The sequence below is a fragment of the Amnibacterium sp. genome (genome assembly GCF_036559085.1).
Classification (GTDB): domain Bacteria; phylum Actinomycetota; class Actinomycetes; order Actinomycetales; family Microbacteriaceae; genus Amnibacterium.
This window is the reverse complement of the sequence record NZ_DATBTU010000056.1, coordinates 1-26,908: the sequence shown is the minus strand read 5'-3', so window position 1 is coordinate 26,908 and position 26,908 is coordinate 1. Positions and strand designations below refer to the sequence as shown.

At 73.9% G+C, this 26,908-nt stretch carries 26 protein-coding genes; 15 read left to right on the top strand and 11 right to left on the bottom strand.

Features of this window, described 5'->3' with window-relative positions:
* On the top strand, positions 1-1,458 hold a 1,458-nt coding region (gene ctaD, locus VIG76_RS10095; RefSeq protein WP_331953731.1), incomplete at its 5' end, for an aa3-type cytochrome oxidase subunit I.
* 30 nt (positions 1,459-1,488) lie between these two features.
* Here ctaD and VIG76_RS10090 read toward each other — a convergent pair.
* From VIG76_RS10090 to VIG76_RS10080, 3 genes are all read right to left on the bottom strand, one after another.
* Positions 1,489-2,355: an alpha/beta fold hydrolase gene (locus tag VIG76_RS10090; RefSeq protein WP_331953729.1), complete on the bottom strand. Its 867-nt coding sequence runs from the start codon at positions 2,353-2,355 to the stop codon at positions 1,489-1,491.
* Between the two features lie 105 nt (positions 2,356-2,460).
* On the bottom strand, positions 2,461-3,822 hold the full coding sequence (locus VIG76_RS10085) for a sensor histidine kinase (protein ID WP_331953727.1): 1,362 nt from the start codon (positions 3,820-3,822) through the stop codon (positions 2,461-2,463).
* Positions 3,819-4,502 (bottom strand): response regulator transcription factor, encoded by a 684-nt coding sequence (locus VIG76_RS10080; RefSeq protein ID WP_331953725.1) that lies wholly within the window; start codon positions 4,500-4,502, stop codon positions 3,819-3,821. Before VIG76_RS10080 ends, VIG76_RS10085 begins: the two co-directional genes overlap by 4 nt.
* A 150-nt stretch (positions 4,503-4,652) precedes the next feature.
* On the opposite strand from VIG76_RS10080, the gene VIG76_RS10075 reads away from it, so the two are divergent.
* The 3 genes from VIG76_RS10075 to smc all read left to right on the top strand — a co-directional run bounded on the left by VIG76_RS10075 (position 4,653) and on the right by smc (position 9,834).
* On the top strand, positions 4,653-5,231 hold the full coding sequence (locus VIG76_RS10075) for a hypothetical protein (RefSeq protein WP_331953724.1): 579 nt from the start codon (positions 4,653-4,655) through the stop codon (positions 5,229-5,231).
* A gap of 172 nt (positions 5,232-5,403) precedes the next feature.
* Positions 5,404-6,360, top strand: a complete 957-nt coding sequence (locus tag VIG76_RS10070) for an acyl-CoA dehydrogenase family protein (protein WP_331953723.1) — start codon at positions 5,404-5,406, stop codon at positions 6,358-6,360.
* Positions 6,361-6,420: 60 nt separating this feature from the next.
* Positions 6,421-9,834 carry a chromosome segregation protein SMC gene (gene smc / locus VIG76_RS10065; RefSeq protein ID WP_331953722.1) on the top strand — a complete coding sequence of 1,138 codons (3,414 nt, stop codon included), beginning with the start codon at positions 6,421-6,423 and terminating at the stop codon, positions 9,832-9,834.
* A 9-nt stretch (positions 9,835-9,843) separates the two neighbouring features.
* On the opposite strand, the gene VIG76_RS10060 is transcribed toward smc, so the two are convergent.
* From VIG76_RS10060 to VIG76_RS10050, 3 genes are all read right to left on the bottom strand, one after another.
* Positions 9,844-9,978, bottom strand: a complete 135-nt coding sequence (locus VIG76_RS10060; RefSeq protein ID WP_331953721.1) for a hypothetical protein — start codon at positions 9,976-9,978, stop codon at positions 9,844-9,846.
* 116 nt (positions 9,979-10,094) lie between these two features.
* Positions 10,095-10,907, bottom strand: coding sequence for a shikimate 5-dehydrogenase (locus tag VIG76_RS10055; protein ID WP_331953720.1), 813 nt, complete (start codon positions 10,905-10,907; stop codon positions 10,095-10,097).
* A 20-nt stretch (positions 10,908-10,927) separates the two neighbouring features.
* Entirely contained in the window at positions 10,928-11,815 is an 888-nt protein-coding gene (locus tag VIG76_RS10050; protein WP_331953719.1) for an NAD(P)-dependent oxidoreductase, read from the bottom strand.
* Positions 11,816-11,900: 85 nt separating this feature from the next.
* Between VIG76_RS10050 and ftsY the strand changes: the two genes are divergently transcribed.
* On the top strand, positions 11,901-12,764 hold the full coding sequence (gene ftsY / locus VIG76_RS10045) for a signal recognition particle-docking protein FtsY (protein WP_331953718.1): 864 nt from the start codon (positions 11,901-11,903) through the stop codon (positions 12,762-12,764).
* 67 nt (positions 12,765-12,831) lie between these two features.
* On the opposite strand, the gene VIG76_RS10040 is transcribed toward ftsY, so the two are convergent.
* A complete protein-coding gene (locus tag VIG76_RS10040; RefSeq protein WP_331953717.1) occupies positions 12,832-13,347 on the bottom strand; it encodes a gamma carbonic anhydrase family protein in 516 nt (171 codons plus the stop codon).
* A 110-nt stretch (positions 13,348-13,457) separates the two neighbouring features.
* Here VIG76_RS10040 and VIG76_RS10035 point away from each other — a divergent pair, with 110 nt between their 5' ends.
* Entirely contained in the window at positions 13,458-14,057 is a 600-nt protein-coding gene (locus VIG76_RS10035; protein WP_331953716.1) for an HD domain-containing protein, read from the top strand.
* Positions 14,058-14,066: 9 nt separating this feature from the next.
* Here VIG76_RS10035 and VIG76_RS10030 read toward each other — a convergent pair whose 3' ends face one another.
* Entirely contained in the window at positions 14,067-14,972 is a 906-nt protein-coding gene (locus tag VIG76_RS10030) for an aldo/keto reductase (protein WP_331953715.1), read from the bottom strand.
* 227 nt (positions 14,973-15,199) lie between these two features.
* Between VIG76_RS10030 and ffh the strand changes: the two genes are divergently transcribed.
* The 3 genes from ffh to VIG76_RS10015 are packed head-to-tail and all read left to right on the top strand — an operon-like array spanning position 15,200 to position 17,743.
* Entirely contained in the window at positions 15,200-16,756 is a 1,557-nt protein-coding gene (ffh, locus tag VIG76_RS10025) for a signal recognition particle protein (protein ID WP_331953714.1), read from the top strand.
* Complete coding sequence (locus tag VIG76_RS10020) at positions 16,757-17,299, top strand: MOSC domain-containing protein (RefSeq protein WP_331953713.1); 543 nt, start codon at positions 16,757-16,759, stop codon at positions 17,297-17,299. It abuts the gene before it with no gap.
* A 51-nt stretch (positions 17,300-17,350) separates the two neighbouring features.
* Positions 17,351-17,743, top strand: a complete 393-nt coding sequence (locus tag VIG76_RS10015; protein WP_331953712.1) for a PPOX class F420-dependent oxidoreductase — start codon at positions 17,351-17,353, stop codon at positions 17,741-17,743.
* A gap of 7 nt (positions 17,744-17,750) precedes the next feature.
* On the opposite strand, the gene VIG76_RS10010 is transcribed toward VIG76_RS10015, so the two are convergent.
* Positions 17,751-18,479: a hypothetical protein gene (locus VIG76_RS10010; protein WP_331953711.1), complete on the bottom strand. Its 729-nt coding sequence runs from the start codon at positions 18,477-18,479 to the stop codon at positions 17,751-17,753.
* A 146-nt stretch (positions 18,480-18,625) separates the two neighbouring features.
* Between VIG76_RS10010 and VIG76_RS10005 the strand changes: the two genes are divergently transcribed.
* From VIG76_RS10005 to VIG76_RS09995, 3 genes are read left to right on the top strand one after another with little or no spacing between them, the layout of a single operon-like run.
* Positions 18,626-19,432, top strand: coding sequence for a GNAT family N-acetyltransferase (locus tag VIG76_RS10005; protein ID WP_331953710.1), 807 nt, complete (start codon positions 18,626-18,628; stop codon positions 19,430-19,432).
* 9 nt (positions 19,433-19,441) lie between these two features.
* Complete coding sequence (locus tag VIG76_RS10000; protein WP_331953709.1) at positions 19,442-19,984, top strand: YbhB/YbcL family Raf kinase inhibitor-like protein; 543 nt, start codon at positions 19,442-19,444, stop codon at positions 19,982-19,984.
* Entirely contained in the window at positions 19,981-20,781 is an 801-nt protein-coding gene (locus VIG76_RS09995) for an LLM class F420-dependent oxidoreductase (protein WP_331953708.1), read from the top strand. The genes VIG76_RS10000 and VIG76_RS09995 overlap by 4 nt, the downstream gene beginning before the upstream one ends.
* Positions 20,782-20,872: 91 nt before the next feature.
* On the opposite strand, the gene VIG76_RS09990 is transcribed toward VIG76_RS09995, so the two are convergent.
* Positions 20,873-22,012, bottom strand: coding sequence for a glutamate--cysteine ligase (locus VIG76_RS09990; protein WP_331953707.1), 1,140 nt, complete (start codon positions 22,010-22,012; stop codon positions 20,873-20,875).
* 130 nt (positions 22,013-22,142) lie between these two features.
* Between VIG76_RS09990 and VIG76_RS09985 the strand changes: the two genes are divergently transcribed.
* Genes VIG76_RS09985 through VIG76_RS09975 form a run of 3 tightly spaced genes read left to right on the top strand, consistent with a single transcriptional unit; the run spans position 22,143 to position 26,730 of the window.
* Entirely contained in the window at positions 22,143-23,165 is a 1,023-nt protein-coding gene (locus tag VIG76_RS09985) for a 3-oxoacyl-ACP synthase III (RefSeq protein ID WP_331953706.1), read from the top strand.
* The gene (locus VIG76_RS09980; RefSeq protein WP_331953705.1) at positions 23,162-25,753 is read left to right on the top strand and encodes an alpha/beta fold hydrolase; all 2,592 of its coding nucleotides are present in this window, start codon (positions 23,162-23,164) and stop codon (positions 25,751-25,753) included. Before VIG76_RS09985 ends, VIG76_RS09980 begins: the two co-directional genes overlap by 4 nt.
* Positions 25,750-26,730, top strand: coding sequence for an NAD-dependent epimerase/dehydratase family protein (locus tag VIG76_RS09975; RefSeq protein ID WP_331953704.1), 981 nt, complete (start codon positions 25,750-25,752; stop codon positions 26,728-26,730). Before VIG76_RS09980 ends, VIG76_RS09975 begins: the two co-directional genes overlap by 4 nt.
* On the opposite strand, the gene VIG76_RS09970 is transcribed toward VIG76_RS09975, so the two are convergent.
* Positions 26,727-26,908 (bottom strand): hypothetical protein (locus VIG76_RS09970; RefSeq protein ID WP_331953703.1); only part of this gene is annotated, 182 nt, incomplete at its 5' end. The two genes, VIG76_RS09975 and VIG76_RS09970, sit on opposite strands and share 4 nt — an antisense overlap.

Genomic DNA, 26,908 nt, shown 5'->3' with positions numbered 1-26,908 from the left:
ACGATGCACGGCACGATCATGCTGCTGATGTTCGCGACGCCGCTGTTCGCGGGGTTCACGAACGTGCTGATGCCGCTGCAGATCGGTGCTCCGGATGTCGCGTTCCCGCGGCTGAACGCCTTCGCGTACTGGCTCTACTTCCTCGGCAGCGCGATCGCCACATCCGGGTTCCTCCTGCCGGCCGGCGCCGCGGACTTCGGCTGGACGGCGTACGCGCCGCTGTCCGAGTCCGCGTTCTCGCCGAACCTCGGCAGCAACCTGTGGGTCTTCGGGCTGGCGCTGTCCGGTTTCGGCACGATCCTCGGCGCGGTGAACTTCATCACGACGGTGATCACGATGCGCGCCCCGGGCATGACGCTGTTCCGGATGCCGATCTTCACCTGGAACATCTTCCTGACGAGCCTGCTCGTCGTGATGGCGTTCCCGGTGCTCGCGGCGGCGCTGCTCGCCCTCGGCGCGGATCGCGTGTTCGGGGCGCACGTCTTCAACGCCGCGACGGGTGGCGCCATCCTGTGGCAGCACCTGTTCTGGTTCTTCGGGCACCCGGAGGTGTACATCATCGCGCTGCCGTTCTTCGGCATCATCACGGAGGTCATCCCCGTCTTCAGCCGCAAGCCGGTGTTCGGGTACAAGGCGCTCGTGTTCGCGACGATCTCGATCGCGGCTCTGTCCGTGGCGGTGTGGGCGCATCACATGTACGTCACCGGGTCCGTGCTGCTGCCGTTCTTCGCCCTCATGACGATGTTCATCGCGGTGCCGACCGGCGTGAAGTTCTTCAACTGGATCGGGACGATGTGGGGCGGCTCGGTCACGTTCGAGACGCCGATGCTCTGGTGCCTCGGCTTCCTCGTCACGTTCCTGTTCGGCGGGCTGACCGGCGTGATCCTGGCTTCGCCGCCGCTCGACTTCCACCTGTCCGACAGCTACTTCGTCGTCGCGCATTTCCACTACGTGGTCTTCGGCACCGTCGTGTTCGCGATGTTCGCCGGCTTCTACTTCTGGTGGCCGAAGTGGACCGGCACGATGCTGAACGAGCGGCTGGGCAAGCTGCACTTCTGGCTGCTGTTCATCGGGTTCCACACCACGTTCCTCGTGCAGCACTGGCTGGGCGTGCTCGGCATGCCCCGGCGCTACGCGACCTACCAGCCGGGCGACGGATGGACGCAGCTCAACCAGGTGTCGTCGATCGGCGCCGCGATCCTGGCCGCCTCGATGGTGCCGTTCTTCCTGAACGTCTGGGTCACGGCCAGGAAGGCGCCGAAGGTGCTCGTGAACGACCCGTGGGGCTACTCGCGGAGCCTCGAGTGGGCGACCTCCTGCCCGCCGCCGCGGCACAACTTCGACTCGATCCCGCGGATCCGCTCGGAGTCCCCGGCCTTCGACGTCAACCATCCGGAGGCGGGCATCGCGGCGGGCATCGGGCCCGGGAAGGACGCGCCGCAGGCCGCGACGCGGTGACGGGTCGCGGCCGTCCGGCGGCGCCGACGCCTAGAGCCTCGGCATCACCGGGTGGCCGTGGTCGCGCTGGTCCTCGGCCACGTCGCCGTGGTTCGGCGCGACGTGCTGCAGGATCGCCTCCCACTCGGTCGCCAGCACGAGGTGCCCGGCCCGCGGCGAGAGCGACAGGGTGGCGCCGGGGATCTGCTGCTGCCACCAGGCGGCGTCGTCCCCGTCGGCGAAGGAGTCCTGCTCGCCGAAGAAGAGCGCGGTCTTCGCGCGGATGGCGCCGAGGTCCCGGCTCCAGGAGGCGTCGGCCATGAGGTAGCGGTCGGCCTCGATGCCGGCCTTGCCCTGCAGGTAGGCCTCGTCGACCATCCGCTCGAGCCGGTTCCGCAGGCCGAGGCGCGAGTCGAGCGCCGGATCGGCGGGGTCCACGTGCAGGGCCTCGATGGAGTGGGGGGCGATGAGGGCGCGGCGGGCGGCCTTCGGGATGTCCCGCTCCGCCGGAGCCGAGACGATCGCGAGCCGGTCGATCCGCTCGGGGTGCCGCTCCGCCAGGGACGCGGCGACCGCGGCGCCGGTGCCCCAGCCGATCAGGCCCACCTGGGTGTAGTCGGCCTTGGAGATGGTGTCGGCGGTCTTCATCGTGTACTCGATGAACGACGCGAGGTCCTCCACGAGCTCGCGCATCGACGCGTCGGCGGGGTCGTCCAGCGCGTCGGTCGCGCCGTAGCCGGGCCGGTCGAGGCCCGCGAGGTGGACGCCCCATCGGCTGGTGACCGTGGGGTCGGGGTCGAAGGAGCCAGAGCCCGGGGTGGGATGGCACATGAGCACGAGCCGGTCGGCGATCGGGTCCCCGGTACCGAACAGCCCCATCATCCGGCCGGACGCCGCCCGGATCCGCGTTCCCGCCATCTCAGCCCATCCCTTCCTCGTGGTCAGGCCCTGCCTGGTGCACCCCTCCACCTTTCCACGCCGACGCCCCCGCCACCTGGGGAGAGGTCGCAGGAGTCGGGCACGTCACGCGGCGGGCAGCTCCACCGTGAACCGGGCGCCCGAGCCGGTCGTCGCATGCGCCGCGACGACCCGTCCGCCCATCCGCGCGGCGAGCCGGGTGGCGATGGAGAGGCCGAGGCCGGTGCCCACCTCGCGGGTCTCCCGGTAGCGCTCGCGGAGCAGGCCGCGGGTGAAGGCGTCGGCGAGGTCGTCGTCGGAGAGGCCGGGGCCGGTGTCCTCGACGGCGAGGCGCGCGGTGGTGCCGGCGCTGCCACCCTCGAGCCGCACCTCGCCGCCCGGCGGCGTGGCCCGCAGTGCGTTCTCGACGAGCCCGTCGAGCAGCTGCCGCACCCGCCGCGGGTCGCCGAGCGCCGGCAGCGGCGCGTCGAGCCCGGTGCTGATCAGCGCGACGCCGAGGGAGTCCGCTCGCGCCTCCCAGGCGGTGACCGTGCTGCGGGCGAGGTCGCCGAGGTCGATCGGGGTGATCTGGAGGGAGAAGTCGTCGGCCTCGAGCCGGGCGAGCTCGAGCAGGTCGGCGGTGAAGCGCTCGAGGCGGGTCGTCTCCGCCACGAGCACGCCGCCGACCTCGGCCGTGCGCTCGGGCGGGATGAGCCCGTCTGCGAGCGCCTCGCCGTAGCCGCGGAGCGCGGTCAGCGGCGTGCGGAGCTCGTGCGAGATGGAGAGCAGGAACTCCCGCTGCCGCCCCTCGCTCGTTCCGAGCGCGGTGTCGAGCGCGCGGAGGGCGAGCGCGACGTCCGCGACCTCCGCGAGGGAGGCGTCCGGGATGTCCACCCCGCGCTCGCCCTCGGCGAGCCGCCGCGCTGCCGCAGCGGTGGCGGCGAGGGGGCGGGCGATGCGCCGGGCCAGCCAGACGGCGGCCGCGACCGCGAGCAGCAGGGCGATGCCGAGGGTGACGAGGATGCCGCCCGCGAGCCCGGCCGCGTTCCGGGTGAACGCGGCGACGGGGCGGGTGAGCACGACGGCGCCGCCGTCGGCCGTCGGGCGGGCCTCGACGAGCACCTCGCGCCCCGCGACCCGGACGCTTCCGGAGACCGGCGAGCCGGCCGCCGCCGTCGCGGCCTCCGCCCGGGTCCTGGCCACGATCCCGGTGCCGCGCGCGGTGGAGGCCACGAGTGCGCCGTCGGGGCCGTAGACCGACACGGTCGTGCCGTCGAGGCCGTCCGCGACGCGGAGCAGCGCGTGGCGGGTGACGAGCCGGGCGGACTGCAGCGTGAGCAGGGAGGCCTGGGCGTTCAGCTCGCCGCGCTGCTCGGACCGGGCTGTGGAGCGGGCGAACTGCACGGTCGCCGCACCGGCGATCAGGGCGGTGGCGACGACGAGCCCGATCGCGAGCAGCAGGATCCGCGAGGCGAGGGAGCGGGTCATCCGTCGCCCGCGTCGATGGCGTAGCCGACGCCGCGGAGCGTGCGGATGGGGTTGCCCTCGCCGAGCTTCGACCGCACCTGGGCGACGTGCACGTCGACGGTGCGGCCCCCGCCGTAGTCCGCCTGCCCCCACACGCTCGCGAGCAGCTGCTCGCGCGTGAAGACGCGGCCCGGCGCGCTCATCAGCTTCGCGAGGAGGTCGAACTCCGTCGCGGTGAGCACGACCGGCCGGCCAGCGACGCGCACGGACCGGCGGTCGGGGTCGAGCTCGACGTCGCCGACCGTGAGCAGGGCGGATCGGGCCGGGAGGGCGCTGCGGCGCAGCAGCCCGCGGATCCGTGTGACGAGCTCCCGGGGGCTGAACGGCTTGGTGAGGTAGTCGTCCGCCCCGAGCTCGAGGCCGAGGATGCGGTCGATCTCGTCGTCCCTGGCGGTGACGAAGACGACCGGCGTCCAGTCGCCTGCGGCCCGGAGCGCCCGGCAGATGTCGAGGCCGTCGCGGCCGGGCAGGCCGACGTCGAGCACGATCGCGACCGGCCGCAGCCGCTCGATCGCGGGCAGCACGGCGGTCCCGTCCCGCTCGACGTGCACGCCGAAGCCCGCCTCGGTGAGGTAGAGGCGCTCGAGGTCGGCGATGGCGCGCTCGTCCTCCGCGATCAGCACGAGGCCCTTCGACTCCATAGGGCACATTCAAGCGGCAGCGGGACCTGCGGCAGCCGGGCGGGCCGATGCGATTTACGCTCCTCGAACATCCGGCGAACACCGCCCGGGCGCCCGCCGCCCACGATGCTGCTGTCCCGATCCCCGGGGCGACAGATGGAAGGACCCCCGATGACTCTGAAGCGCCGCTCCGTGCTGATCACCGCCGGTGCCACCGCCGCCGTGCTCGCTGCCGGCGGGACGACCGCCGCGTTCGCCGCCGGCAGCACCCCCACGACGGCCTCGTCCACCGCATCCGCGTCCGGCGCGGCTGCCCCGGCTGCCTGCGCGCCGGGCGTCGGCGCGCTGCTGCACGCCATCCCGCGGTCGCTCCGCACGGACCTGCAGCACCTCGCGAAGGACTCGGCGTCCGCCAAGGCCGCCGACCGGGCCACGATCAAGGCGAAGGCGCTCGAGGGCGGCTACGGCATCCGCGTCGAGCGGGTCGCGCGCATCGTCGCCGGCGACGACGGCAAGCTCACTGCCGCGCTGCCCGCCTCGCTGAAGGCCGACCTGAAGACCCTCCGCGCCGACCCGAAGGGATCCGACGCCCGCAAGCAGGAGGCGGCCGCGATCTGGAGCAAGGCGCTGAGCGGCGGCTACGGCAGCTCGATCGAGTCGCTCGCGAAGGACGCGAAGACGCGCGTCGACCAGCGCTGCGCCGCCCGCACGACCGGCGGCACCGGCACCGGCACCGGCACCGGCAGCTGACCCGATCCCGCTGACCCGCGCCACTGCGCGACCACACTGCGCAAACGACGGAGCTTCTGCGCCGAACCCCCTCCGATCCGCATGGATGGGTCCGGAGGATGCGGTTCGTCCGTCGTTTGCGCAGTGGCATGCGCAGAGCAGGCACCCGAGCGAGCGATGGCAGCATGAGGCGGTGCCCGAGGACCCGATCGCCGTCGCCCGCCGCGTCGCCGAGGAGGTGCTCCTGCCGGATGCCGCCGCCGTGGACGCGACCGACACGATCCCGGACGCCCACCTCGCCGCGCTCGACGCCTCGGGCCTCACCGGCCTCGCGGCCCACGAGCCCGACCTGCGCACGCGGGCCGGCGTGACCGCGACGCTCGCGAGCGGATGCCTCGCCACCGCGTTCATCTGGCTGCAGCACCAGGGCGCGCTCGCCGCGGTCCTGCGCAGCCCGCTCGCCGAGCGGTACGGGCCCGGGCTGACCTCCGGGGCCGTGCGCTCCGGGGTGGCGATCACGGCGCTCCGCGGGCCCGCGCCGCTCACGGCGACCCGCACCGACGACGGCTGGCGCCTCACCGGGCGTGTGCCGTGGGTCACCGGATGGCAGCGGATCGACGTGGTCCGGGTCGCCGCTCTCGACGGCGACACGGTCGTCTCGGTGCTCCTCGACGCCCGTGAGTCGCCGACCCTCATCGCCGAACCCCTTGCGCTGACGGCCGCGCGGGCGAGCGGCACCGCCACCATCCGGTTCGATCGGCATCCGGCGCCGGCGGACCGGCTGATCTCGACCGTCCCGCACGCCGACTGGCTCGCGGGTGACGCGGCGGGGCTCGCCGGCAACGGCGCGCTCGCGCTCGGCGTCGCCGCCCGAGCCGCGGCGGCCGCCGGGTCGGGAGCGCTCGCCGCCGAGGTCGAGGCGGCGCTCGAGACGCTCGCCACCGCCTCCGTCGACGAGATCCCCGCTGCGCGGGCCGCCTGCTCCGCCCTCGCGGTCCGCGCGGCCGCCGCGGCGGCGGTCGTCGAAGGCGCCCGCAGCGTGCTCGCCGGCTCCACCGCCGCGCGCCTGACTCGCGAGGCGCAGTTCCTCCTCGTGTTCGGCAGCCGACCCGCCATCCGTGAGGAGCTCCTCACCGGCTTCGGCGCGTAGCGCGCCGACGGCCGGGCGTGTCGGCCCCGCTCGCTACGGTGGGGGCGTGAGGAGGCCCCGGTGCACCTGAAGAGCCTCACGCTGAAGGGGTTCAAGTCGTTCGCCCAGGCGACGACGTTCGCCTTCGAGCCCGGCGTCACCGCCATCGTCGGCCCGAACGGATCCGGCAAGTCGAACGTCGTCGACGCGCTCGCCTGGGTGATGGGGGAGCAGGGCGCCAAGACCCTCCGCGGCGGCACCATGGCCGACGTCATCTTCGCCGGCACCGCCACGCGCGGCCCGCTCGGTCGCGCCGAGGTCGTGCTGACGATCGACAACGGCGACGGGGCGCTCCCGATCGAGTACGCCGAGGTCGCGATCAGCCGCACGCTCTTCCGCAACGGCACCAGCGAGTACGCGATCAACGGCGACTCCTGCCGGCTGCTCGACGTGCAGGAGCTGCTGTCGGACTCGGGGCTCGGCCGCGAGATGCACGTCATCGTCGGGCAGGGGCAGCTCGACGCCGTGCTGCGCGCGACGCCCGAGGAGCGGCGCGGCTTCATCGAGGAGGCCGCGGGCATCCTGAAGCACCGCCGCCGCAAGGAGCGTACGGTGCGCAAGCTCGAGTCGATGCAGGCGAACCTCGCGCGGCTCACCGATCTCGCGGACGAGCTGCGGCGGCAGCTGAAGCCGCTCGGGGCGCAGGCCGAGGTGGCGCGGGAGGCCGCGACGATCCAGGCGACCGTGCGCGACGCGCGCATCCGCCTGCTCGCGGCGGACACCACGAAGCTCGTCACGTCCATCGCGGCGCTCGAGGAGACCCGCGACGCCGGCCACCTGGAGCGCCAGGTCGCCGCCGACCAGGCGCAGCGGCTCGGCAAGCGCGCCGCCGAGCTCGAGGCGTCCGAGGTGACCGCCGAGCTCGATCAGGCGCGGCGCACGGCGCTCGACCTCGAGCGGGTGCAGGAGCGCTTCCGGTCCCTGGCGCAGCTCGCCGCCACGCGCATCGCGCTGCTCGGCCCCGAGGAGGCGCCCGTCGCGGCGCCGTCCACGGCGGCGGATGATCTCGCCCGCCTCGCCGAGGAGCTGCAGCGGCTCGAGCAGGACCTCGTGGTGGCCGAGGCGCGGCACGAGGGCGCCGGCCGGCAGCAGCAGGCGGCGCAGCGCGAGCTCGACGTCGTGGACCGGCAGGTCGCGGCGGGTGCGGCGGCGGTCGGGGCGCACGAACGACGGCTCACCGAGCTGGCCGCCCGGCTCAGCACCGCGGAGTCGCGCCTCACCGCGGCGCAGGCGGACCTCGATCGGCGCACCGCGGCCGCCGAGGCTGCGGCGGCCCGGCGTGCGGCGGCGGTCGACGCCCTCGCCGCGGCCCCCGAGCCGGTCGGCGAGGCGCCGGAGGAGCAGGCCGCGGCGGACACCGCCGTGGAGGACGCGACCGCTCGGCATGAGGACCGCCGCGCGGCGCTGCACGACCTGGAGCGGCGCAGCAGCGCGGTCGGCGCCCGGGTGACCGCCCTCGCCCGTGCGGTCCAGGCGCCGGCGGCCACCGCGGAGCTGCTCGCGGCCGGGCTGCCCGGCCTCACGCGTCGCGTGCCCGAGACGGTCCGGGTCGCCGACGGCTGGGCCGCTGCGATCGGCGCGGTGCTCGGACCGCTGGCCGACGCCGCGCTCGCCGACGACGTGGACGCGGCGTTCTCCGCGCTCGACGCGTCGGCCGGCATGGGGGCGGTGGACGTGGTCGTCGCGGCCGCCGAGGAGCCCTCCCCGCCACGAGCGGCGGCGGGTGCCGTCGCCGCGCTCGACGTCGTGGACGCACCGTCCGGGGTGCGCCGCATCCTCGCCCCGGTGCTGCTCGTGGCCGATCGCGCGGCGGCCCGCGCGGTGTGGGAGGCAGCCCCCGACGCCGTGGTGGTGACGCGGGCGGGGGAGATCGTCCGCGACGCGGTCCTGCAGTCGCCCGGCGCCACCCCGACGGGCCTCGAGCTGGCGGCCGAACGCGACGCCGCCGTCGCCGAGCAGCTGGAGCTCGAGTCCGCGCTCGCCGTCGTGCGGGACGAGGTGGCGGCGGCGCGCGAGGCCCTGGCGGCGGCCCGCGCGGAGCGGGAGCAACGGGTGCGCCGCGCCCGCGAGCGGGAGAGCGCCGTGCGCGAGGCCGAGCGGGCGAGGGCCTCCCTCACGGCCCGTGCCGAGGCGGCCTCGGCCGAGGCCGATCGCCTGGAGAGCCAGGTGCGCGACGCCGCGAAGGCGCTCGAGGCGGCGCGACCCGCCCGCGACGCCGCGGCCGCCGAGATTGAGGCGGGCCGGGCCGAGCCGCGGCCCGTCGTCGACGCGGGGCTCCGCAGCGGTGCCCTCGCCGCGCTCGACGCCGCCCGCGAGCAGACCCTGGCCGCGCGGCTCGAGGTGCGCACCCTGCAGGAGCGGATCACCGCCGGCCGCCGGCGTCGCAGCGAGCTGGAGGCGGCGGCCGACCGGGCCAGGGCGGCGGCGCAGGCGGCGGAGCGGCGCGCGGCGGACCGACTCGCCCAGCGGCTCGCCGCCGAGGCGGTGCTCGACGAGCTCCCCGCGGTGCAGGCGTCGGTCGATGCCTCTGTGGAGGAGGCGCGAGCGCGGCTCGGCGAGCTGACCCGGCGCCGCGACGTGGTGTCCGGCGCGCTCACCGGGGCGGGGCGGGAGCTCGCCGCGGCGCGGGAGCGCGCGGCGCGGCTGGAGGGCCAGGGCCGCGACCTCGACATGCGGCTCTATGAGCAGCAGGTGTCGCTCGCCGCCCTGCTCGAGCGGGCGCGCACCGAGGTGGGGCTCGACGAGTCACGGCTGCTCGAGGAGGCGGATCCCGAGCTCGACCGGGAGGCGGAGGAACGGCGCCTGCGCACCGCCGAGCGGCGCCTCGCTCAGCTCGGCCGCGTGAACCCGCTCGCGCTCGAGGAGTTCGCGGCGCTCGAGCAGCGGCACACGTTCCTCGTCGACCAGCTCGCCGACCTGAACCGCACCCGCGCCGACCTGCTCACGATCGTCGACGAGCTCGACGCCAAGATGCGCACCATCTTCGAGGCGGCCTACGCCGACACCGAGGCGGCCTTCGCGCGCATCTTCCCCGTGCTGTTCCCGGGCGGCACCGGCCGGCTCACCCTCGTGTCGGGCGACGGGCCCGACAGCGCGGGCGTCGAGGTGGCGGTGCGACCGGCGGGCAAGAAGATCGAGCGGCTCTCCCTGCTGTCCGGCGGCGAGCGGTCACTCGCCGCCGTCGCGTTCCTGCTCGCGATCTTCACGGCCAGGCCGAGCCCGTTCTACATCCTCGACGAGGTGGAGGCGGCGCTCGACGACGCCAACCTCGGGCGGCTGCTCGAGGTGATCGGTTCGCTCCGCGACGCGTCCCAGCTGATCCTCATCACGCATCAGAAGCGGACGATGGAGATCGCGGACGCCCTCTACGGGGTGTCGATGCGGCAGGACGGGGTCTCGCAGGTGATCGGGCAGCGGTTGGGCGCCCGGGTCTGAGAGGAGGCTCTAGTGACCGGAAGCGACCTGGGTGGTGCTTCCGGTCACCGCCGTCGCCGCCTGCGCACTGAACGCGATCCTGGCGGGGATCAGCAGCGCGGCGCAGACGGTGACGGCGGCGAGCAGTCGAACGGGCTGGACCATGGAATTCTTTCGATCTCCATCTCTTCCCGGGTAGCGGCTGTGGAACAAACGTAACGGCGGCTCCGAGGGTCGCGCTATCCCGTATTCGGGTTGCATTTCGGGGGGAATGCGAGTGGTCATTCCGATCGCGCGAATGCGCTCGCGCGGGCGACCTGATCCGGGGTGAGGGCCACTCCGGTGTAGCGCTCGAACTGCGCGGCTGCCTGCAGCGCGTGCACCTCGGCGCCGGTGAGCACCGGGACGCCGGCGGTCCGCGCAGCACGGACCAGCGGCGTCTCCACGGGGAGTGCCACCACGTCGAACACCCTGGTCGCGGCTCGGATCGACGACTCCGGGAACGCGAGCGCGTCCGCATCCGGCCCCGCCATCCCGAGCGGCGTGACGTTGACGAGCACGTCGGCGGTCGCGCCCCGATCGGCGGTGAAGGTCGCGCCGAAGCGATCGGCGAGCGCGCGGCCGGCCTCGGCGTTCCGGGCGGCGATGGTGAGCGCGTCGAATCCGGCGTGCCGGAATGCGGCGGTCACGGCCGCGGCCATCGAGCCGCTGCCCTGGATCAGCACCCGTGAATCCCTGGGCACGCCGGATCGGTGCAGCAGCGTCTCGACCGCTTCGACATCGGTGTTCGAGGCGATGAGGCGGCCGCCCGAGTTCACGATCGTGTTCGCCGCGTCGATCGCCGTCGCCGACTCCTCGACCTCGTCCACGAGCGGCAGCACCGCCGACTTGAACGGCATCGAGACCGAGCAGCCGCGGATGCCGAGGGCCCGCACGCCTCGGATCGCGCCCTCGATGTCATCCGTGGTGAACGCCTTGTAGACGAAGTCGAGGCCGAGCTCCTCGTAGAGCCGGTTGTGGAACCGCGTGCCCAGGTTGCTCGGCCGGCCCGCGAGGGAGATGCAGACGGTCGTGTCCTTGCTGAGGATCGGCATGCCGTCGATCCTCGCGCGGATCACACGGCCGGGGCAGCCGCCTTCGGCTGGAAGCTCGCGGTCACCGCGGCGATGTCCTCGCGGCCGTGGCCCTCATCGCTCGCCTGCTCGAACGCGGCGACGAGCGCGTCGACGAGCGTGGTGGGCACGCCCGCATCCGCCGTCGCGGCGCGGATGAGCCGCAGGTCCTTCAGCAGGCCGTCGAGCCCGAACTGCGGGTCGAAGCGCTCCTCGAGGATCGCCTTCCCCTTCGTCTGCAGGTAGGGGCTGTCGGCGGCGCCGCCGGACACCGTCTCGAGGAACTGCGCCGGATCGAGGCCGAACGCACGCGCCTGCTGGATGCCCTGCGCGGTCCCCGCCGTGAGCACCCCGACCCACGAGTTGGCCACGAGCTTCATCGCGCTCGCCGGCCCGGGCTCGTCGCCGAGCCAGACCGTCTTCGCCCCGACCGCGTCGAACACCGGCTGCACGAGCCCCTTCGCGGACGCCGGGCCGGAGGCGAGCACGGTGAGCTTCCCGTCCTCGGCGGGCTGCTTGGTGCCGACCATCGGCGCGTCCACCATCGTCAGCCCGTGCTCCTGCGCGAATCGGGCGAGCGCCGCCGTGCCGTCGCGCCCCACGGTGCTCGACTGCACCCAGACCGCGCCGTCCTTCATCGCGCCCGACGCCTCGTCCATGACGGCGGTCACGGCATCCGCGTCGAACAGCATCGTGACGACGACGTCCGCCTCGCGCACCGCCTCGGCGAGGTCCTCGGCGACGGTCGCGCCGTCATCCGCCAGGGGGCGGGCGCGCTCGACGTGCCGGTTCCAGACCGTCAGCGGCAGCCCGCCGCGGAGGATGGCGTGCGCCATCCCCACGCCCATCGTGCCGGTGCCGAGCAGCGTGATCCGTGGTGCGTCCGCCATGAGCGGTCTCCCTTCGTGCCGGTGACCCGCCCGACCGTACGTCGGCGTCGCTGGGCGGCGTTCCCAGCCCCGCTAGCCTTGAGCCATGGCGGGGTTCGGGGCACGGCTGCGGAACCTCTTCGGGACCGTCAGGACCATCGACGAGGACACCTGGGACGATCTCGAGGCCGCCCTGATCGGCGCGGACTTCGGGCCCGACATCACCGAGGCGATGATCACGGACCTCCGCGAGAAGGTCGACCGGTTCCACACGACGGATCCGAAGGATCTGCAGCGGATGCTCCGGGAGGACGTGGAGGAACGGCTCGCCGGGTTCGACCCGACGCTGAAGCTGTCCGAGCGTCCCGCGGTCGTGCTGATGGTCGGCGTGAACGGCGTCGGCAAGACGACGACGATCGGCAAGTTCGCGAAGTTCCTCGCCAACTACCAGCGCACGGTGCTCGTCGGCGCCGCGGATACGTTCCGCGCTGCCGCCGTCGAGCAGGTCGCGACGTGGGCCGAGCGGGCCGGCGCCGCCGTCGTGCGGCCCCAGCATCCGGGGCAGGATCCGGCATCCGTCGCCTACCAGACGGTCGAGCAGGCGAAGCGGGACGGCACGGAGATCGTGCTCATCGACACCGCCGGCCGCCTGCACACCAAGGGCGGCCTGATGGACGAGCTCGGCAAGATCACCCGGGTGGTCGAGAAGCTCGCGCCGATCAGCGAGGTGCTGCTCGTGCTCGACGCGACGACCGGGCAGAACGGCGTGATGCAGGCGCAGGCCTTCATCGAGCACGCGGGGGTCACGGGGCTCGTGATCACGAAGCTCGACGGCTCCGCGAAGGGTGGCTTCGTGCTCCGCGTGCAGGACGAGACGGGCATCCCGATCAAGCTCATCGGCCAGGGGGAGCGGATCGGTGACCTCACCGGCTTCACCCCGGGCGTCTTCGCGCAGGGCCTCGTCGGCTAGCTGCCCTCTCGGCTGTTGCCGCTTTCTGCGACCTTGAGCGCCTCAAGCTCGCAAGAAGTGGCAACCGTCAGAGGGGCTGGGCGCGGTACTGGGCGGCGAGGGCGCGGTAGGTGGCTGCGTTCGCGCGGATGCGGTCGAGCTCCTCGGCCGTGATCGGTCGGCGGACCTTCGCCGGCACGCCGGCGACCAGTGAGCGGGGCGGGATCTCGGTGCCCTCGAGCACGACCGCGCCGCCCGCGACGAGCGAGCCGGCGCCGATGACGGCGCCGTTCAGCACCGTCGCGTTCATGCCGATCAGGCAGTCGTCGCCGATGGTGCAGCCGTGCACGACCGCGCCGTGGCCGATGCTCACGTTCGCGCCGATCGTCGCGGGTGATCCCGGATCGCAGTGCACGACCGCGGTGTCCTGCAGGTTGCTGCCGCGGCCGAGCACGATGTCGTCGCGGTCGCCGCGGAGCACCGCACCGAACATCACCACGGCGTCCTCGGCGATCGTGACCCGGCCGATCAGGGACGCGGTGGGGGCGATGAAGGCGGACGGCGCGACGTCGGGCCGCACGCCGTCGAACTCGTACTCGGGCACGACAGCACCGTAGGCGCGCGCGACCGCCCGGACGCACGATGGCGGCACATCGATCGCGGGTGGCCCGACCCCGGCGGCGGCGCAGGGCGCCTGCGCGGCAGGATGCGGGCATGCGCATCGCCGACGCCCGCCTGCCCGAGACCCCAGCGACGCGCGCCGCGCTCGAGGTCGCCACGCGCTTCTGCTCCACCGCGCTGCTCGACCACAGCATCCGCTCCTGGTACTGGGCGTGCGGGTTCGCGGCGGCGACCGGCGTCGCGGTGCGCGACGCCGAGCTGCTCGCCGTCGCGGCCGTGCTGCACGACGTCGGCCTCACGCCCGGGTTCGACAACCACCTGCTGCCGTTCGAGACGGCGGGCGGCAACGTCGGCTGGGCGGTCACCGCGGGAGCGGGCTGGGTTCCCGGGCGGCGCGACCGCGTCGTCGAGGTGATCGAGCGGCACATGTGGCGGGAGGTCGACCCCGCCGAGGATCCGGAGGGGCATCTCCTCGAGATCGCGACCGGGCTCGACATCTCGGGCGCCCGGCCGGACGTGCTGCCGGCCGACTTCGTCGCCGAGGTGCTCGCCCGCCATCCGCGGGGTGCGCTCGGCGCCGAGTTCACGGCGTGCATCACCGACCAGGCGGCCAGGAAGCCGGACTCCCAGGCCGCGCGGATCGTCGCCGGCGGCGTCGCGGCGAGGCTGGCCGCGCATCCGCTGGAGCACTAGGGGAAGGCGTCAGCGCAGGGCGCCGATCCGATCGAGCAGCTCCTCGTCGACCTCGGCCTCGAGCGCCTCGTGCACGGTCTCGAGCACCCGCTCCGACCGGGCCGCGACGATCGGCGCGGCGACGCGCTCGGCCGCGAGCAGCCATGCGAGCGCGAGCGCTGCGGTGCTCACGGAGCGCTCCCGGGCGAGGCCACGGAGCGTCAGGAGGGCCGGCAGCGCCGGCTCGGCCTCGCCGGTGCGCGGCACGCCGGTCGCCGCGAGCCGCTCAGCCTCCTCCTCGGCCTCGATGTGGGCATCCGACAGGCGGCCGCCGGCGAACGCGCCGCGCGTCAGCACCGACAGCCCCTCACCCGTCGCGAGCGGGAGCAGGTCCCGCTCGGCCTCCCGCTCAAGCAGGTTGAGGCGCACCCGGACGAACGCGGGCCGCGGCAGCTCGGCCCGGTCGGCGGCGATGAGCAGCGCCTCGAGCCGCCACACGTCGATGTCGGAGGCTCCCCACCCGCGGATGCGGCCGTCCTCCACGGCGGCGGCGAGCGTGGTGAGGGTCGCCTCGAGCGGCGTCTGCGCGTCCGCGGCGGCGAGCCAGACGAGGTCCGCCCGGCCCAGGCGGCGGGACGCGGCGGCGAGTCCCGCCTCGATCCGCTCGGGGGAGTGGTCGGCGCCTCGTTCCGGGTCGGCGGTGCCGCCCACGCCGGCGAGCACGACGACGTCCTCGGGCTGCCGGTCGTCGAGGAACCGCTCGGCGGCCGTCTCGCCGGTGGCGCCGAGATCGGCCACGTCGATCGTGCGGATGCCGAGCTCCCACGCCGTGTCGAGGGCCGCGACCCCCTGCTTCACCGGGACGGGCGCTCGCGCCGCCCCGGCGATGACGGCGGTGGTGGAGAGGCCGGTCGGGCCGAGGGGCTGCAGGTGCACGCGACGCACCGTAGCGGGATGCTGGGGGAGGCATCCGCAGCGCAGGGATGAGCCGCCACTGCGCGAACGACGGAGAAACCGAGGTCAGGGATCCCGTTCATGCGGATCCCGGGTCGTTCCACGCAGAAGCTCCGTCGTTTGCGCAGTGGTGAGTGGGGCGGCGGATCGCGGGGCCGGCGGGCGCTTCGCCGGGTCCATCGGTGGGGCGACGGTAGAATCGCCGCTCTATGGCTACCTTCGGAACGCTCTCCGACCGGCTCACCCAGGCGCTCGCGAACCTTCGCGGCAAGGGCGTCCTCACCGCGTCCGACATCGACGGCACGGTCCGCGAGATCCGCCGCGCCCTGCTCGACGCCGACGTGAACCTCGAGGTCGTCAAGCAGTTCACCGCCGCGGTGCGGGAGCGCGCGCTCGGCGCCGCCGAGAACAAGGCGCTGAACCCGGCGCAGCAGGTCGTGCAGATCGTCAACGAGGAGCTCATCGGCATCCTCGGCGGCCAGCAGCGCCGCCTCGAGTTCGCGAAGAACCCGCCGACCGTGATCATGCTCGCGGGCCTCCAGGGCGCGGGCAAGACGACGCTGGCCGGCAAGCTCGCGAAGTGGCTCGAGACCGACGGGCACACCCCGCTGCTCGTCGCGGCGGACCTGCAGCGCCCGAACGCGGTGCAGCAGCTGCAGGTGGTCGGCGAGCAGGCGGGCGCAACGGTCTACGCGCCCGAGCCCGGCAACGGCGTCGGCGACCCCGTCAAGGTCGCGAAGGACGCGATGCGCTTCGCACGCGACAAGCAGCACGATGTCGTGATCATCGACACGGCCGGCCGCCTCGGTGTCGACGCGGAGCTGATGAAGCAGGCCGCGAACATCCGCAGGGCGACGGATCCGGACGAGGTCCTGTTCGTCATCGACGCGATGATCGGCCAGGACGCCGTCGCGACTGCGAAGGCCTTCCAGGACGGCGTCGACTTCACCGGCGTCGTGCTCACGAAGCTCGACGGCGACGCCCGCGGCGGCGCGGCCCTCTCGGTCGCGAGCGTCACCGGCCGCCCCATCCTCTTCGCCTCGACGGGCGAGAAGCTCACCGACTTCGAGCCGTTCCACCCCGACCGGATGGCGAGCCGGATCCTCGATCTCGGCGACATCCTCACCCTCATCGAGCAGGCCCAGCAGGCCTTCGACGAGGAGGAGGCGCTCGAGGTCGCGCAGAAGCTCGCTACGGCGACGTTCACGCTCGAGGACTTCCTGAAGCAGATGCAGCAGCTGCGCAACATGGGCTCGCTGAAGAAGATGATCGGGATGCTGCCCGGTGCCCGCGGCATGCGCGAGCAGCTCGAGAACTTCGACGAGCGCGAGATCGTGCGCACCGAGGCGATCATCCAGTCGATGACGCCGGCCGAGCGCCGCAACCCGAAGATCCTGAACGGCTCGCGCCGCGCCCGCATCGCACGCGGGTCGGGCATGTCCGTCACGGACGTGAACCAGCTCGTCAGCCGCTTCGAGCAGGCGGCGAAGATGATGAAGACCGTCGCTCGCGGCGGGGTGCCGCAGGTGCCCGGCATGGGCCCCATCCCCGGCGCCTCCTACGGCCGCGGCAAGGCGCAGAAGAAGAAGCAGAGCGGATCGCGGTCGGGCAACCCGGCGAAGCGCGCGGCGGAGAACGCGGCGCTCGCGGCCGGTCGCCCCACCGGGCCGCAGACCGCCGGCGGCGCGGGCTTCGGGCTCGGCAACCGGCCCGGCGGGCCGTCCGAGGAGGACCTCGCCGCCATGCAGAAGCTGCTCGGCCGCTAGATGAGCGGCCCCGTCGCCGTCGCGGTCGCCCGCGACGGCGAGCACCGCTTCTCGAAGGGGACGACGGACGTCATCCGCCTGCTCGCCGGCCTCGGCGTCGAGGGCGACGCGCACGCCGGCGTCACCGTGCAGCACCGCTCCCGGGTCGCGCGCGACCCCTCGCAGCCGAACCTCCGGCAGGTGCACCTCCTCCACGCGGAGCTGCTCGACGAGGTCGACGACGCGGGCTTCACCGTGCCGGCCGGCGCGATGGGGGAGAACGTCACCACGCGAGGCGTGGACCTCCTCGCCCTGTCGGCGGGCACCCGGCTCGAGCTCGGCCCCGACGCCGTGATCGAGGTCACGGGCCTCCGGAACCCGTGCACGCAGATCGACGCCTACGAGCCCGGGCTGCTGAAGCGGATGGTGGGCCGCGACGCGGAGGGCGGGATCATCCGCCGGGCCGGGGTGATGGCGATCGTGCTCGCCGGGGGCGAGGTGCGGCCGGGCGACGCCGTCCGCATCCACGAGCCGGCCGACCGGGTCCCGCTGCGGCCGGTCTGAGGGCATCACACCGCGCGGGCCACCCGATGCGATCCCTCTAGGCTGCGCGTCGTGCCTCTGCCGAACGACCTCGCCGCCCTGCTGAAGGACCGCGCCATCTGCTACCTCGCGACGACGATGCCCGATGGATCTCCCCAGCTCACGCTGACCTGGGTGGACACCGACGGGGACCACATCCTCATCAACACGGTCGTCGGGCACCAGAAGACCAGGAACGTCGAGCGGGACCCGCGGGTCTCGGTCGCGATCTCCAGTCCGGCCGATCCGACGCACTACACGCAGGTGCGGGGATCCGTCGTCGAGCGGATCACGGACGGCGCCGCGGACCACATCGAGGCGCTGTCGCAGCGGTACACCGGTGGCCCGTACCAGTGGTGGGGCGGCCGCGACCAGCAGCGCGTCATCCTGAGAATCGCGCCGCGCCGCACCTCCGGCACGGCCTGACGCCGGTTCAGCGGCTGACCGTCAGCGCCCAGCTCGGGCTGCCCGTCACGGTCACGCCGTATCCGAACGTGGACAGCCGGGCGGTGCTCGGCTGCACGACCGTGCGCGGGAAGGCGTCGATGCAGGCGAAGCGCGCGTCGGTGCCGTCGGTCAGGCGCACCTCGACGTCGCCCGTGCCCTGGCACGTGACGACGAGCGTCACGAAGTGGCCGCCGCCGTCGAGCCCGCTCCTGGTCGTGGCGCCGTGGGCGGCGGAGACGCTCGCGACGAGCACGCCGGGCACGCCCGCGGCGAACGGGCCGGCCGCGGTCCGGGTGGGGGTGGGAGCAGGAGTCGCCGACGGCCGCGTGCTGATCGCGAGGCCGACGACGGCGAGGGCCAGTGCCGCCGTGACCAGCCCGACGCGGAGCCGCCACGCCGGGCGCTCGACGGGCGGCGCAGCCACCTCGGGCGTCGGCGGGATCGCTCGCGGCTCGAGCGCGAGGCGGGCGAGCGCCAGCTCCTGGTCCCAGTCGGCCGCGTCGGCACGGAAGGTCGCCGCCTCGGCGGGGTCGGCAGCACCGCGGTAGAGGGCCTGGCGCTGCCGCTCGAGCCGCACCGCCGGTGACTCGGACCCGTCGGACGAGGGCGCGAGCGGATCCAGCGCCCAGCGCAGCGCGTCGTGCGGGTCGAGGGAGCCGCGGTAGCGCGCCGTGAACGCGGCGAGTCGCTGCTCGTCCAAGGCGTCCTCGTCCACCCGCGTCATCCTCGCAGCGCCCGCGCGGGCTGCTGCGCGAGCCGCGGACCCCCGACGGGCCACTTCGGGCGCGCGGGGCGTCCGATGACGCCCACCCCTGTCCGGATCGGCCCGTCACCGCCGGGTCGCCGTGGCACGCTGACGGCGTGACGCCGATCCAGCTCCGCGACCTCTACGACGCCCGCCTGCGACCGTGGGTCGAGCCCGATCCGCCGCCCGGGGTCGTCTTCGAGCGGTTCGGGAACCTCGTCCGGGTGACCGGGCGCGAGCAGGGCTTCGTCGAGAGCGGCCCGGACGTCGGGCTCGCAGGCGCGGCGCTCGACGCTGAGATCGCCCGTCATCGCGACCACTTCGCCGCCCGGGGAGAGGAGGTCGAGTGGAAGACCCGCGCGCACGACCGCCCGGCGGACCTGACCGAGCGGCTGATCGCCGCGGGCTTCGAGCCGGAGGACCCCGAGACCGTCGTGATCGGCCTCGCCGCCGACATGATCGGGGCGGGGGAGCCGCCCGACGGGGTCCGCATCCGGCGCACCGCCGACCCCGACGACTTCGCCCGGATCGCCGAGATGGAGTCGGCGGTGTGGGGGGAGGACTGGGCCTGGCTCGGCGACGACCTCGCCCGGGAGTCGGCCCACGATCCGGACCACTTCACCGTGCTCGTGGCGGAGGCCGGCGGCGAGGTCGTCTCGGCCGCCTGGCTCGCCGCGAAGCCCGGCACCGGGTTCGGTGGCCTGTGGGGCGGCTCCACGCTCGAGGCCTGGCGGCATCGCGGCATCTACCGCTCGCTCGTCGCCGCGCGGGCGCGCGCCGCGCTCGAGCGCGGCATCGAGTACCTCCAGGTGGATGCCTCACCGGACTCCCGGCCGGTGCTCGAGCGGCTCGGCTTCGTCGCCGTGACGACCACCACCCCATACGTGTGGCGTCCCAGCCGCCGTTCACCGGATCCTGCCTAACGTTCAGCCATGAGTGATCGCGACTACCACCCCTACGACCGGCTCGACCCGGTGCCCTCCTTCTCCCTCACCAGCACCGACGTGACCGACGGGCAGCCGCTGAAGGCCGCCCAGTACGGCGCGGACGCGGGCGGCGGCGACGTCTCGCCGCAGCTGTCGTGGTCCGGTGCGCCGGAGGGCACGAAGGGCTACGCCGTCACCGTCTACGACCCGGATGCGCCCACCGGGTCGGGCTTCTGGCACTGGGCCGTCGCGAACATCCCGGCGAGCGTCACCTCGCTCGACTCCGGCGCCGGATCCGAGGGCGGCAGCCTGCCCGAAGGGGCGACCCCCGTGCTGAACGAGATGCGGCTGCCCCACTTCATCGGCGCGACCCCGCCCCAGGGCACCGGCGTGCACCGCTACTTCGTCGTCGTGCACGCGGTGGACACCGACCGCCTGGAGCTCGGCGCCGACGCCACGCCCGCGGTGCTCGGCTTCAACCTGCACTTCCACACCCTCGGCCGGGCGATCCTCGTCGGCACCGGCGAGTTCGGCGGAGCCGGCGCGTGAGCAGCGGCGCGTTCAAGGCGGAGGACCGGCCCGTCCGGATCGCGGTGCAGATCGCCCCGCAGCACGCCCAGTACCAGCAGCACCGGGACGCGGTCGCCCGCGCCGAGGAGCTCGGCGCGGACATGGCGCTGAACTGGGACCACTTCTATCCGCTCTCCGGCGAGCCCGACGGGCTGCACTTCGAGGCGTGGACCGAGCTCGCCGCGTGGGCCGAGCAGACCGAGCGCATCGAGCTCGGGCCGCTCGTGAACTGCAACAGCTACCGCAACCCGAACCTGCAGGCCGACATGGCCAGGACGATCGACCACATCTCCGGCGGCCGCTTCGTCTTCGGGACCGGCGCCGGCTGGAAGCAGAAGGACTACGACGAGTACGGCTACGAGTTCGGTACGCCGGGCACCCGGCTCGACGCGCTCGCGCGCGACCTGCCGATCGTGCGGGCGCGCTGGGAGCAGCTGAACCCGCCGCCCGTGCGCCGCATCCCGATCCTGATCGGCGGCGCGGGGGAGCGGAAGACCCTCCGCATCGTCGCCGAGCACGCGGACATCTGGCACGGCTTCACCGGGCCGGACGAGCTCGGCCACAAGCTCGACGTGCTGCAGCGCCACGCGGACGAGGTCGGCCGCGACGTCGCCGAGATCGAGATCGCGAACGAGCTCGGCGGCCGCGGGGACTCGGAGGCGGACGCCCTCTTCGACGCCGGCGTGCGCCTCTTCACCGTCGGCATCAGCGGCCCGGACTTCGACTTCGCCGCGGTGCAGCGCTGGCTGCGCTGGCGCGACGCGAAGAACGGCTGACCGAAGTCCTCCTCGGCTGTTTCCACTTTCTGCGGTCTTGAGCGCCTCAAGACCGCAGAAAGTGGCAACAGCCGGACCGGGATGGGCGGCGTCAAGCCCCCGGGAAGCCGTCCCTGAGCTCAGAGATCAGGGAGCGGACCACCGCCCGCAGGTCGCCGCCCGCCTTCGCCGCCGCGACCGCCTGGCGCTCGTACGAGGCGCCCGTGTCGATGATCCGCTCGAGGTCGTGCAGCTCGGTGACGCAGCCGAGCCGGTCCGCGACCGGCTCGAGCCGCGTGATCAGATCACGGGTGTCGTCCTCGACGTGCCGCTCGTCGCCCGCGGCGTTCACGATGACGATCGCGTCCATGCCGTAGCGGGCGGCCCGCCACTTGTTCTCGCGCGTGAACCACGGCTGCATCGTCGGCAGGGTCTCGCCGTCGTCGAGCCGCTGCGAGAAGTCGTCGACGAGGCACTGCACGAGCGCCGCGAGCGCGCCGACCTCGAGCGTGGTCGGCAGCCCGTCGCAGGCGCGCACCTCGACGGTGCCCCACTTCGGCGACGGGCGGATGTCCCAGCGGATCTCGTCCCACGAGTCGATGACGCCGACGTGCACGAGGTCGTCGACGAGCGCCTCGTACTCGCTCCACTTCGTGAGCTTCGGCGGCAGGCCGGCGGTGGGCAGCTGCTGGAAGAGCATCGCCCTGCTCGACGCGTAGCCGGTCGCCTCGCCGTTCGAGAACGGGCTGGAGGCGCTGAGGGCCTGGAAATGCGGGTAGTAGGTGAGGAGCGCGTCGAGGATCGGCAGCGCCTTGTCCGGGTGGTCGATGCCGACGTGCATGTGCACGCCCCAGATGAGCAGCTGCCGCCCCCAGATCTGCGTGCGATCGATCAGGGTCGCGTACCGCTCCTTCGCGGTCACCTGCTGCTCCGACCAGTGCGCGAACGGATGCGTGCCGGAGCAGATCACCTCGAACCCGCGTGCCTCGGCCGCCTCGGTGACGGCCTCGATCGTGCGGGTGAGGTCCGCCACGCCCGCGCTGACGGTACGGTTCACGCCGGACACGACCTCGACGGTGTTCGTCAGCAGCTCGCTGGTGATGTGCGGCGCCAGGTGCTCGTGGTCGCGGGCGACCGCGGCGAGCAGCTCGGGCGCGGCGCCGACCAGATCGCCGGTCTGCTGGTCCACGAGGGCCAGCTCCCACTCGAGGCCGAGCGTCGAGCGCTCCGAGCGGGCGAAGTCGATCACCATCCGACGATCCTGGCAGGTGGCGGTGCATCCGGCAGTGAGTCCGCCTCATCCGGCTGATGACATGTCAGAAACACGGCAGACTGAAGGATGCTGCGCATTTCGCGCCGCTTGCACGACTTGGAGTCCCCCCTTGGACGGAAACGCGACGTCGACGTACCGCAATGTCGCCCTGCTCTCGGTGGCGAGCGTGCTCGCTCCCATCGTCACGACCTCCTTCGAGATCGAGCGCCGCCTGGAGCCGATCCTGAAGCGGCTCCGCCTGCCCACCGGGCTGCTGGAGCGGGTCGCCGGCGTGATCGAGCGGCGGAACTGGAGCGCGGACCTCTCGCTCGACGAGGCGTCGCTGCAGGCGGGCAACAAGGCCTTGCAGGAGGCAGGCGTGAAGCCCGGCGACATCGGCCTGCTCATCAACACGTCGGTGACGAAGCGGCACATCGAGCCGAGCGTCGCCGTGCGGCTGCACCACGGACTCGGCCTCGGGTCGAACGCGATCAACTTCGACATCTCGAACGCGTGCCTCGGCTTCGTGAACGGGATGAACCTCGCGGCCAGCCTCATCGAGTCCGGCCAGATCGACTACGCGATGGTCATCGACGGCGAGGACGTCAGCGACATCCAGGTCAACACGATCAAGCGGCTGTCCGAGGAGGGCCTCGACCGCGCGCAGTTCATGAGCGAGTTCGCGAGCCTCACGCTCGGCTGCGGCGTCGCCGCCGCGGTGCTCGGCCGCGCCGACCGCCACCCGGAGGGCCACCGCATGATCGGCGGCATCACGCGGGCCGCGACGGAGTTCAACGACCTCTGCATCGGCACGATGGAGGGGATGCTCACCAACTCCAAGGCGCTGCTGCGCCGGGGGATGGAGCTCGTCACGGCCGCCTGGACCGAGGCGAAGCGCGACTGGAACTGGTCCGACATGGACCGCTACATCATGCATCAGGTGTCCAGCGTCCACACGGACGCCTTCGTCAAGGCGGCGGGCCTCGACCGGAGCCGCGTCCCGGTCACCTACCCGGTCTACGGCAACGTGGGCCCCGCCTCGATCCCGATCACGCTCGCGCAGGAGTCCTCGAAGCTGCACAAGGGCGACCGCGTGCTGCTCTGCGGCATCGGCAGCGGCATCAACACCTCGATGCTCGAACTGGCGTGGTGAGCCGAGCCGCTGCCGCGACACGACCGCCGGAGGGCCTGACCGGGCTCGACCCGGCGTGGTCGCGCCTCGTTCAGGCGCCGTCCAGCGACGGTGAGCGCCGCACCTGGCACCTGCTCGACAGCGGGGAGGCGCTCGCCGCAGCGGGCGTCACGCCCGTCGGCACGATCCTCGCGGTGCACGGCAACCCCACCTGGAGCTACCTCTGGCGCGATGTCGTCGCCGCAGCGGCCGCCGCCGAGCGGCCGTGGCGGGTCGTCGCCGTCGACCAGCTCGAGATGGGCTGGTCGGAGCGCACCGCGGTGCCGCGCACCGTCGCGGACCGCGTCGCCGACCTCGGCCTGCTCACCGACGAGCTCGGGCTCACCGGCCCCGTCGTGACGCTCGGCCACGACTGGGGCGGGATCATCTCGCTCGGCTGGGCCGTCGACCATCCGTCGCTGACGGCCGGCGTCGTGCTCACCAACACGGCCCTGCACGACGCGGACCTCGACGCGCTGCCGCTGCTGCTCCGGCTGGCGCTCGCGCCGGCCGTGACGCGGGCCGGCACCTCGTCCACCACCGCGTTCCTCGACACCACGCTCGCCATCGCCCATCCGTCGCTCTCCGCGGAGGTGAAGGCGGCCTACCGGGCGCCCTACACCTCGGCCGCTCGCCGTGGCGGGATCGAGCAGTTCGTCCGCGACATCCCTGCGCACGGCGAGGACCCCTCCGCTGCCGAGCTGCGTCGCATCGCCGACGGCGCCGGACGCCTGACCGTGCCGGTGCTGCTGATCTGGGGCCCGGCCGACCCGGTGTTCCAGGAGCGCTACCTCGCCGACCTGATGCTGCGGATGCCGCACGCGGACGTGCACCGCTTCGAGGGCGCGGGCCACCTCGTGCCCGAGGACGCCGACATCGCCTCCGCCGTGCTCGCCTGGCTCGACGCCCACGAGATCGCGACGGGTGGCACTGGTCCTGAGCCCGCGGCCGAGCCGCCGGCCGGGTACGAGCCGCTGTGGAGCGCGCTCGAGGCGCGCCGCGACGAGACGTCGACGGCGCTGGTCGAGATGCGGCCGAACCGCAGGACCGCCGTTCGTCGCGTCTCCTGGCGCCTCCTCACCCGCCGCGTCGAGTCGATCGCCGCCGGCCTGCTCGACGTCGGCGTGCGGCGCGGCCAGCGGGTGTCCCTGCTCGTCCCGCCCGGCGCCGACCTCACCGCCGCCCTCTACGCGTGCCTCCGCATCGGCGCGGTGGTCGTGGTTGCGGATGCGGGTCTCGGCCTGCGCGGCATGACCCGCGCCGTGAACGGCGCGCGGCCCGACTGGATCATCGGTGTGCCGGCCGCGCTCGGCATCGCCCGGGCCCTGCGCTGGCCCGGGGTCCGGATCGCCGCCGGCCCGATCACCCCCGCGGCCAAGGCGGCGCTCGGTGCTCGGCACACGCTCGGGGAGCTCGCGGCCCTCGGTGAGGACTCCGTCCTCCCTGAGCCGCCCTCGCCCGACGACCTGGCAGCCGTGCTGTTCACCTCGGGCTCCACCGGACCCGCCAAGGGCGTGCGGTACACCTACCGCCGGCTCGGCGGCGTGCGCGACGCGCTCCGCCGCGAGTGCGGCCTCGGTCCCGACAGCGGCCTCGTCGCCGGCTTCGCGCCGTTCGCGCTGCTCGGTCCTGCGCTCGGCTGCCGCACCGCGACGCCCGAGATGGACGTGACGCGCCCCGCCACCCTGACCGCGGAGCGGCTCGCCGCGGCAGTGAAGGCCGTCGACGCGGACTCGATCTTCCTGTCGCCCGCCGCGATGACGAACGTCGTCGCCACCGCGGGGGAGCAGGGCGACGCCTTCATGCACATCCGCCTGCTGCTGTCCGCGGGCTCACCGCTCGGCGGTCCGCTCCTCGAGCGCGCCGCGAAGCTCTTCCCCGAAGCGACGATCCATACCCCGTACGGCATGACCGAGTGCCTGTTCGTCACCGACGTGACGCTGCAGGACATCCGCGAGGCCGGGACGGGCGACGGCGTCTGCGTGGGGCGCCCAGCGGCCGGCGCCCGGGTGCGCATCGCCCCGCTCGACGCGGACGGCGTTCCCGGCGGCACGCGGACGACCGAAGCGGGCGTCACGGGCGAGATCGAGATCAGTGCACCGCACATGCTCGAGGGGTACGACCGGCTCTGGCTCACGGATCGCCGAGCGAAGGCCGGCACGGCGGCGGAGCCCTGGCACCGCACCGGCGACGTCGGCCACTTCGACGACGAGGGGCGCCTCTGGGTCGAGGGCCGACTGCCGCACATCATCGTGACGGCCTCCGGCGTCCTCACCCCGGTGGGCATCGAGCAGCGTGCGGAGACGACCGGGATCCCGCGCGCCGCGGCGGTCGGCGTCGGTCCGCGCGGCACGCAGCAGCTCGTCGTGATCGCCGAGGGTGAGCCCGCAGGTGTGCTGCCGCTCGAGCGGGCGGATGCCGTCCGTGCCGCCGTCGGCGTGCCGGTCGCCGCCGTGCTCGGCATGCCGGCGCTGCCCACCGACATCCGCCACAACTCGAAGATCGACCGCGCGCTGCTGGCCGCGTGGGCGACCGACGTGCTCGGCGGCGGGCGCGCGAGGCCGCTGTGAGCGCGGTGCTCGTCACGGGCGCGAGCGGCTACCTCGGCGGTGCGGTCGCCGCAGCGCTGGTCGCCGCGGGCCACGACGTGCGCACGCTCCAGCGCCGGTCGTCGGGCGTGCCCGGCGTCACCGACGTGCTCGGCACCGTGACCGACGCGGATGCCCGGCGCCGCGCGCTCGAGGGCGCCGACGCCGTCGTGCACCTCGCGGCGAAGGTCACCTTCACCGGTGACCCCGCCGACTTCGTCGCCGTGAACGTGGAGGGCACCCGGCACCTGCTCGCGGACGCGCGAGCGGCGGGGGCGACCCGGTTCGTCTTCGTCTCCTCGCCCTCGGTGGCCCACACCGGCAGCTCGATCATGGGCGACGGCGCCGCGCCGGCCGAGCCCGAGCGCGCCCGCGGCGACTACGCCCGCACCAAGGCGGCGGCCGAGCTGCTCGCCCTCGCGGCCGATGCGCCGGGCTTCGCCGTGACCGCCGTGCGGCCGCACATCGTCTGGGGTCCGGGGGACCCGCAGCTCGTCGCCCGGGTGCAGGAGCGGGCGCGGCAGGGCCGCCTGCCCATCGTCGGCACCGGCGCCGCCCTCGTCGACACCTGCTACATCGACGACGCGGTCGCCGGCATTGTGGCGGCCCTCGACCGGATCGACGTCGCGCACGGCAACGCGTACGTGCTCACCTCGGGCGAGCCGCGGCCGATCGGCGAGCTGTTCGCGGCGTTCTGCGCCGCCGCGCAGGTGCCGCCGCCCTGGCTGCACGTGCCGACGGCGCTGGCCGTCGCGGTCGGCGCCGTCGCGGAGCTGGTGTGGCGCATCCGTCCAGGGGAGGACGAGCCGCCGATGACCCGGTTCCTCGCCGAGCAGCTCTCCACCGCCCACTGGTTCGACCAGCGCGAGACCCGGGAACTCCTCGACTGGACGCCCGCGGTCTCCCTTGATGAGGGACTGGCACGGCTGGCCGAGCACTATCGGGGCGCCGGGGGCTAAAGCCGGGGGTCGGACGTGAGCGCCCGGCCGTCGTCGAGCCGTCCTGCCAGGATCCGAAGGAGCTTCGGATCCGCCGCAGCGGTGAGCTTGAGGTCGTACCAGCCGCCCTGAGTCTGCATCACAACAGTCTTGGCCTGGCCCGGGTTGAGCTCAAGCTTCTGCGATCCGGCGCCACTCC

Excerpts from the sequence above, each read along its gene's own strand:
- VIG76_RS10090 (WP_331953729.1), bottom strand. The coding sequence starts at position 2,355 with ATGGCGGGAACGCGGATCCGGGCGGCGTCCGGCCGGATGATGGGGCTG.
- VIG76_RS10085 (WP_331953727.1), bottom strand. The coding sequence starts at position 3,822 with ATGACCCGCTCCCTCGCCTCGCGGATCCTGCTGCTCGCGATCGGGCTC.
- VIG76_RS10080 (WP_331953725.1), bottom strand. The coding sequence starts at position 4,502 with ATGGAGTCGAAGGGCCTCGTGCTGATCGCGGAGGACGAGCGCGCCATC.
- VIG76_RS10075 (WP_331953724.1), top strand. The coding sequence starts at position 4,653 with ATGACTCTGAAGCGCCGCTCCGTGCTGATCACCGCCGGTGCCACCGCC.
- VIG76_RS10060 (WP_331953721.1), bottom strand. The coding sequence starts at position 9,978 with ATGGTCCAGCCCGTTCGACTGCTCGCCGCCGTCACCGTCTGCGCCGCG.
- VIG76_RS10055 (WP_331953720.1), bottom strand. The coding sequence starts at position 10,907 with ATGCCGATCCTCAGCAAGGACACGACCGTCTGCATCTCCCTCGCGGGC.
- VIG76_RS10050 (WP_331953719.1), bottom strand. The coding sequence starts at position 11,815 with ATGGCGGACGCACCACGGATCACGCTGCTCGGCACCGGCACGATGGGC.
- ftsY (WP_331953718.1), top strand. The coding sequence starts at position 11,901 with ATGGCGGGGTTCGGGGCACGGCTGCGGAACCTCTTCGGGACCGTCAGG.
- VIG76_RS10035 (WP_331953716.1), top strand. The coding sequence starts at position 13,458 with ATGCGCATCGCCGACGCCCGCCTGCCCGAGACCCCAGCGACGCGCGCC.
- ffh (WP_331953714.1), top strand. The coding sequence starts at position 15,200 with ATGGCTACCTTCGGAACGCTCTCCGACCGGCTCACCCAGGCGCTCGCG.
- VIG76_RS10020 (WP_331953713.1), top strand. The coding sequence starts at position 16,757 with ATGAGCGGCCCCGTCGCCGTCGCGGTCGCCCGCGACGGCGAGCACCGC.
- VIG76_RS10000 (WP_331953709.1), top strand. The coding sequence starts at position 19,442 with ATGAGTGATCGCGACTACCACCCCTACGACCGGCTCGACCCGGTGCCC.
- VIG76_RS09990 (WP_331953707.1), bottom strand. The coding sequence starts at position 22,012 with ATGGTGATCGACTTCGCCCGCTCGGAGCGCTCGACGCTCGGCCTCGAG.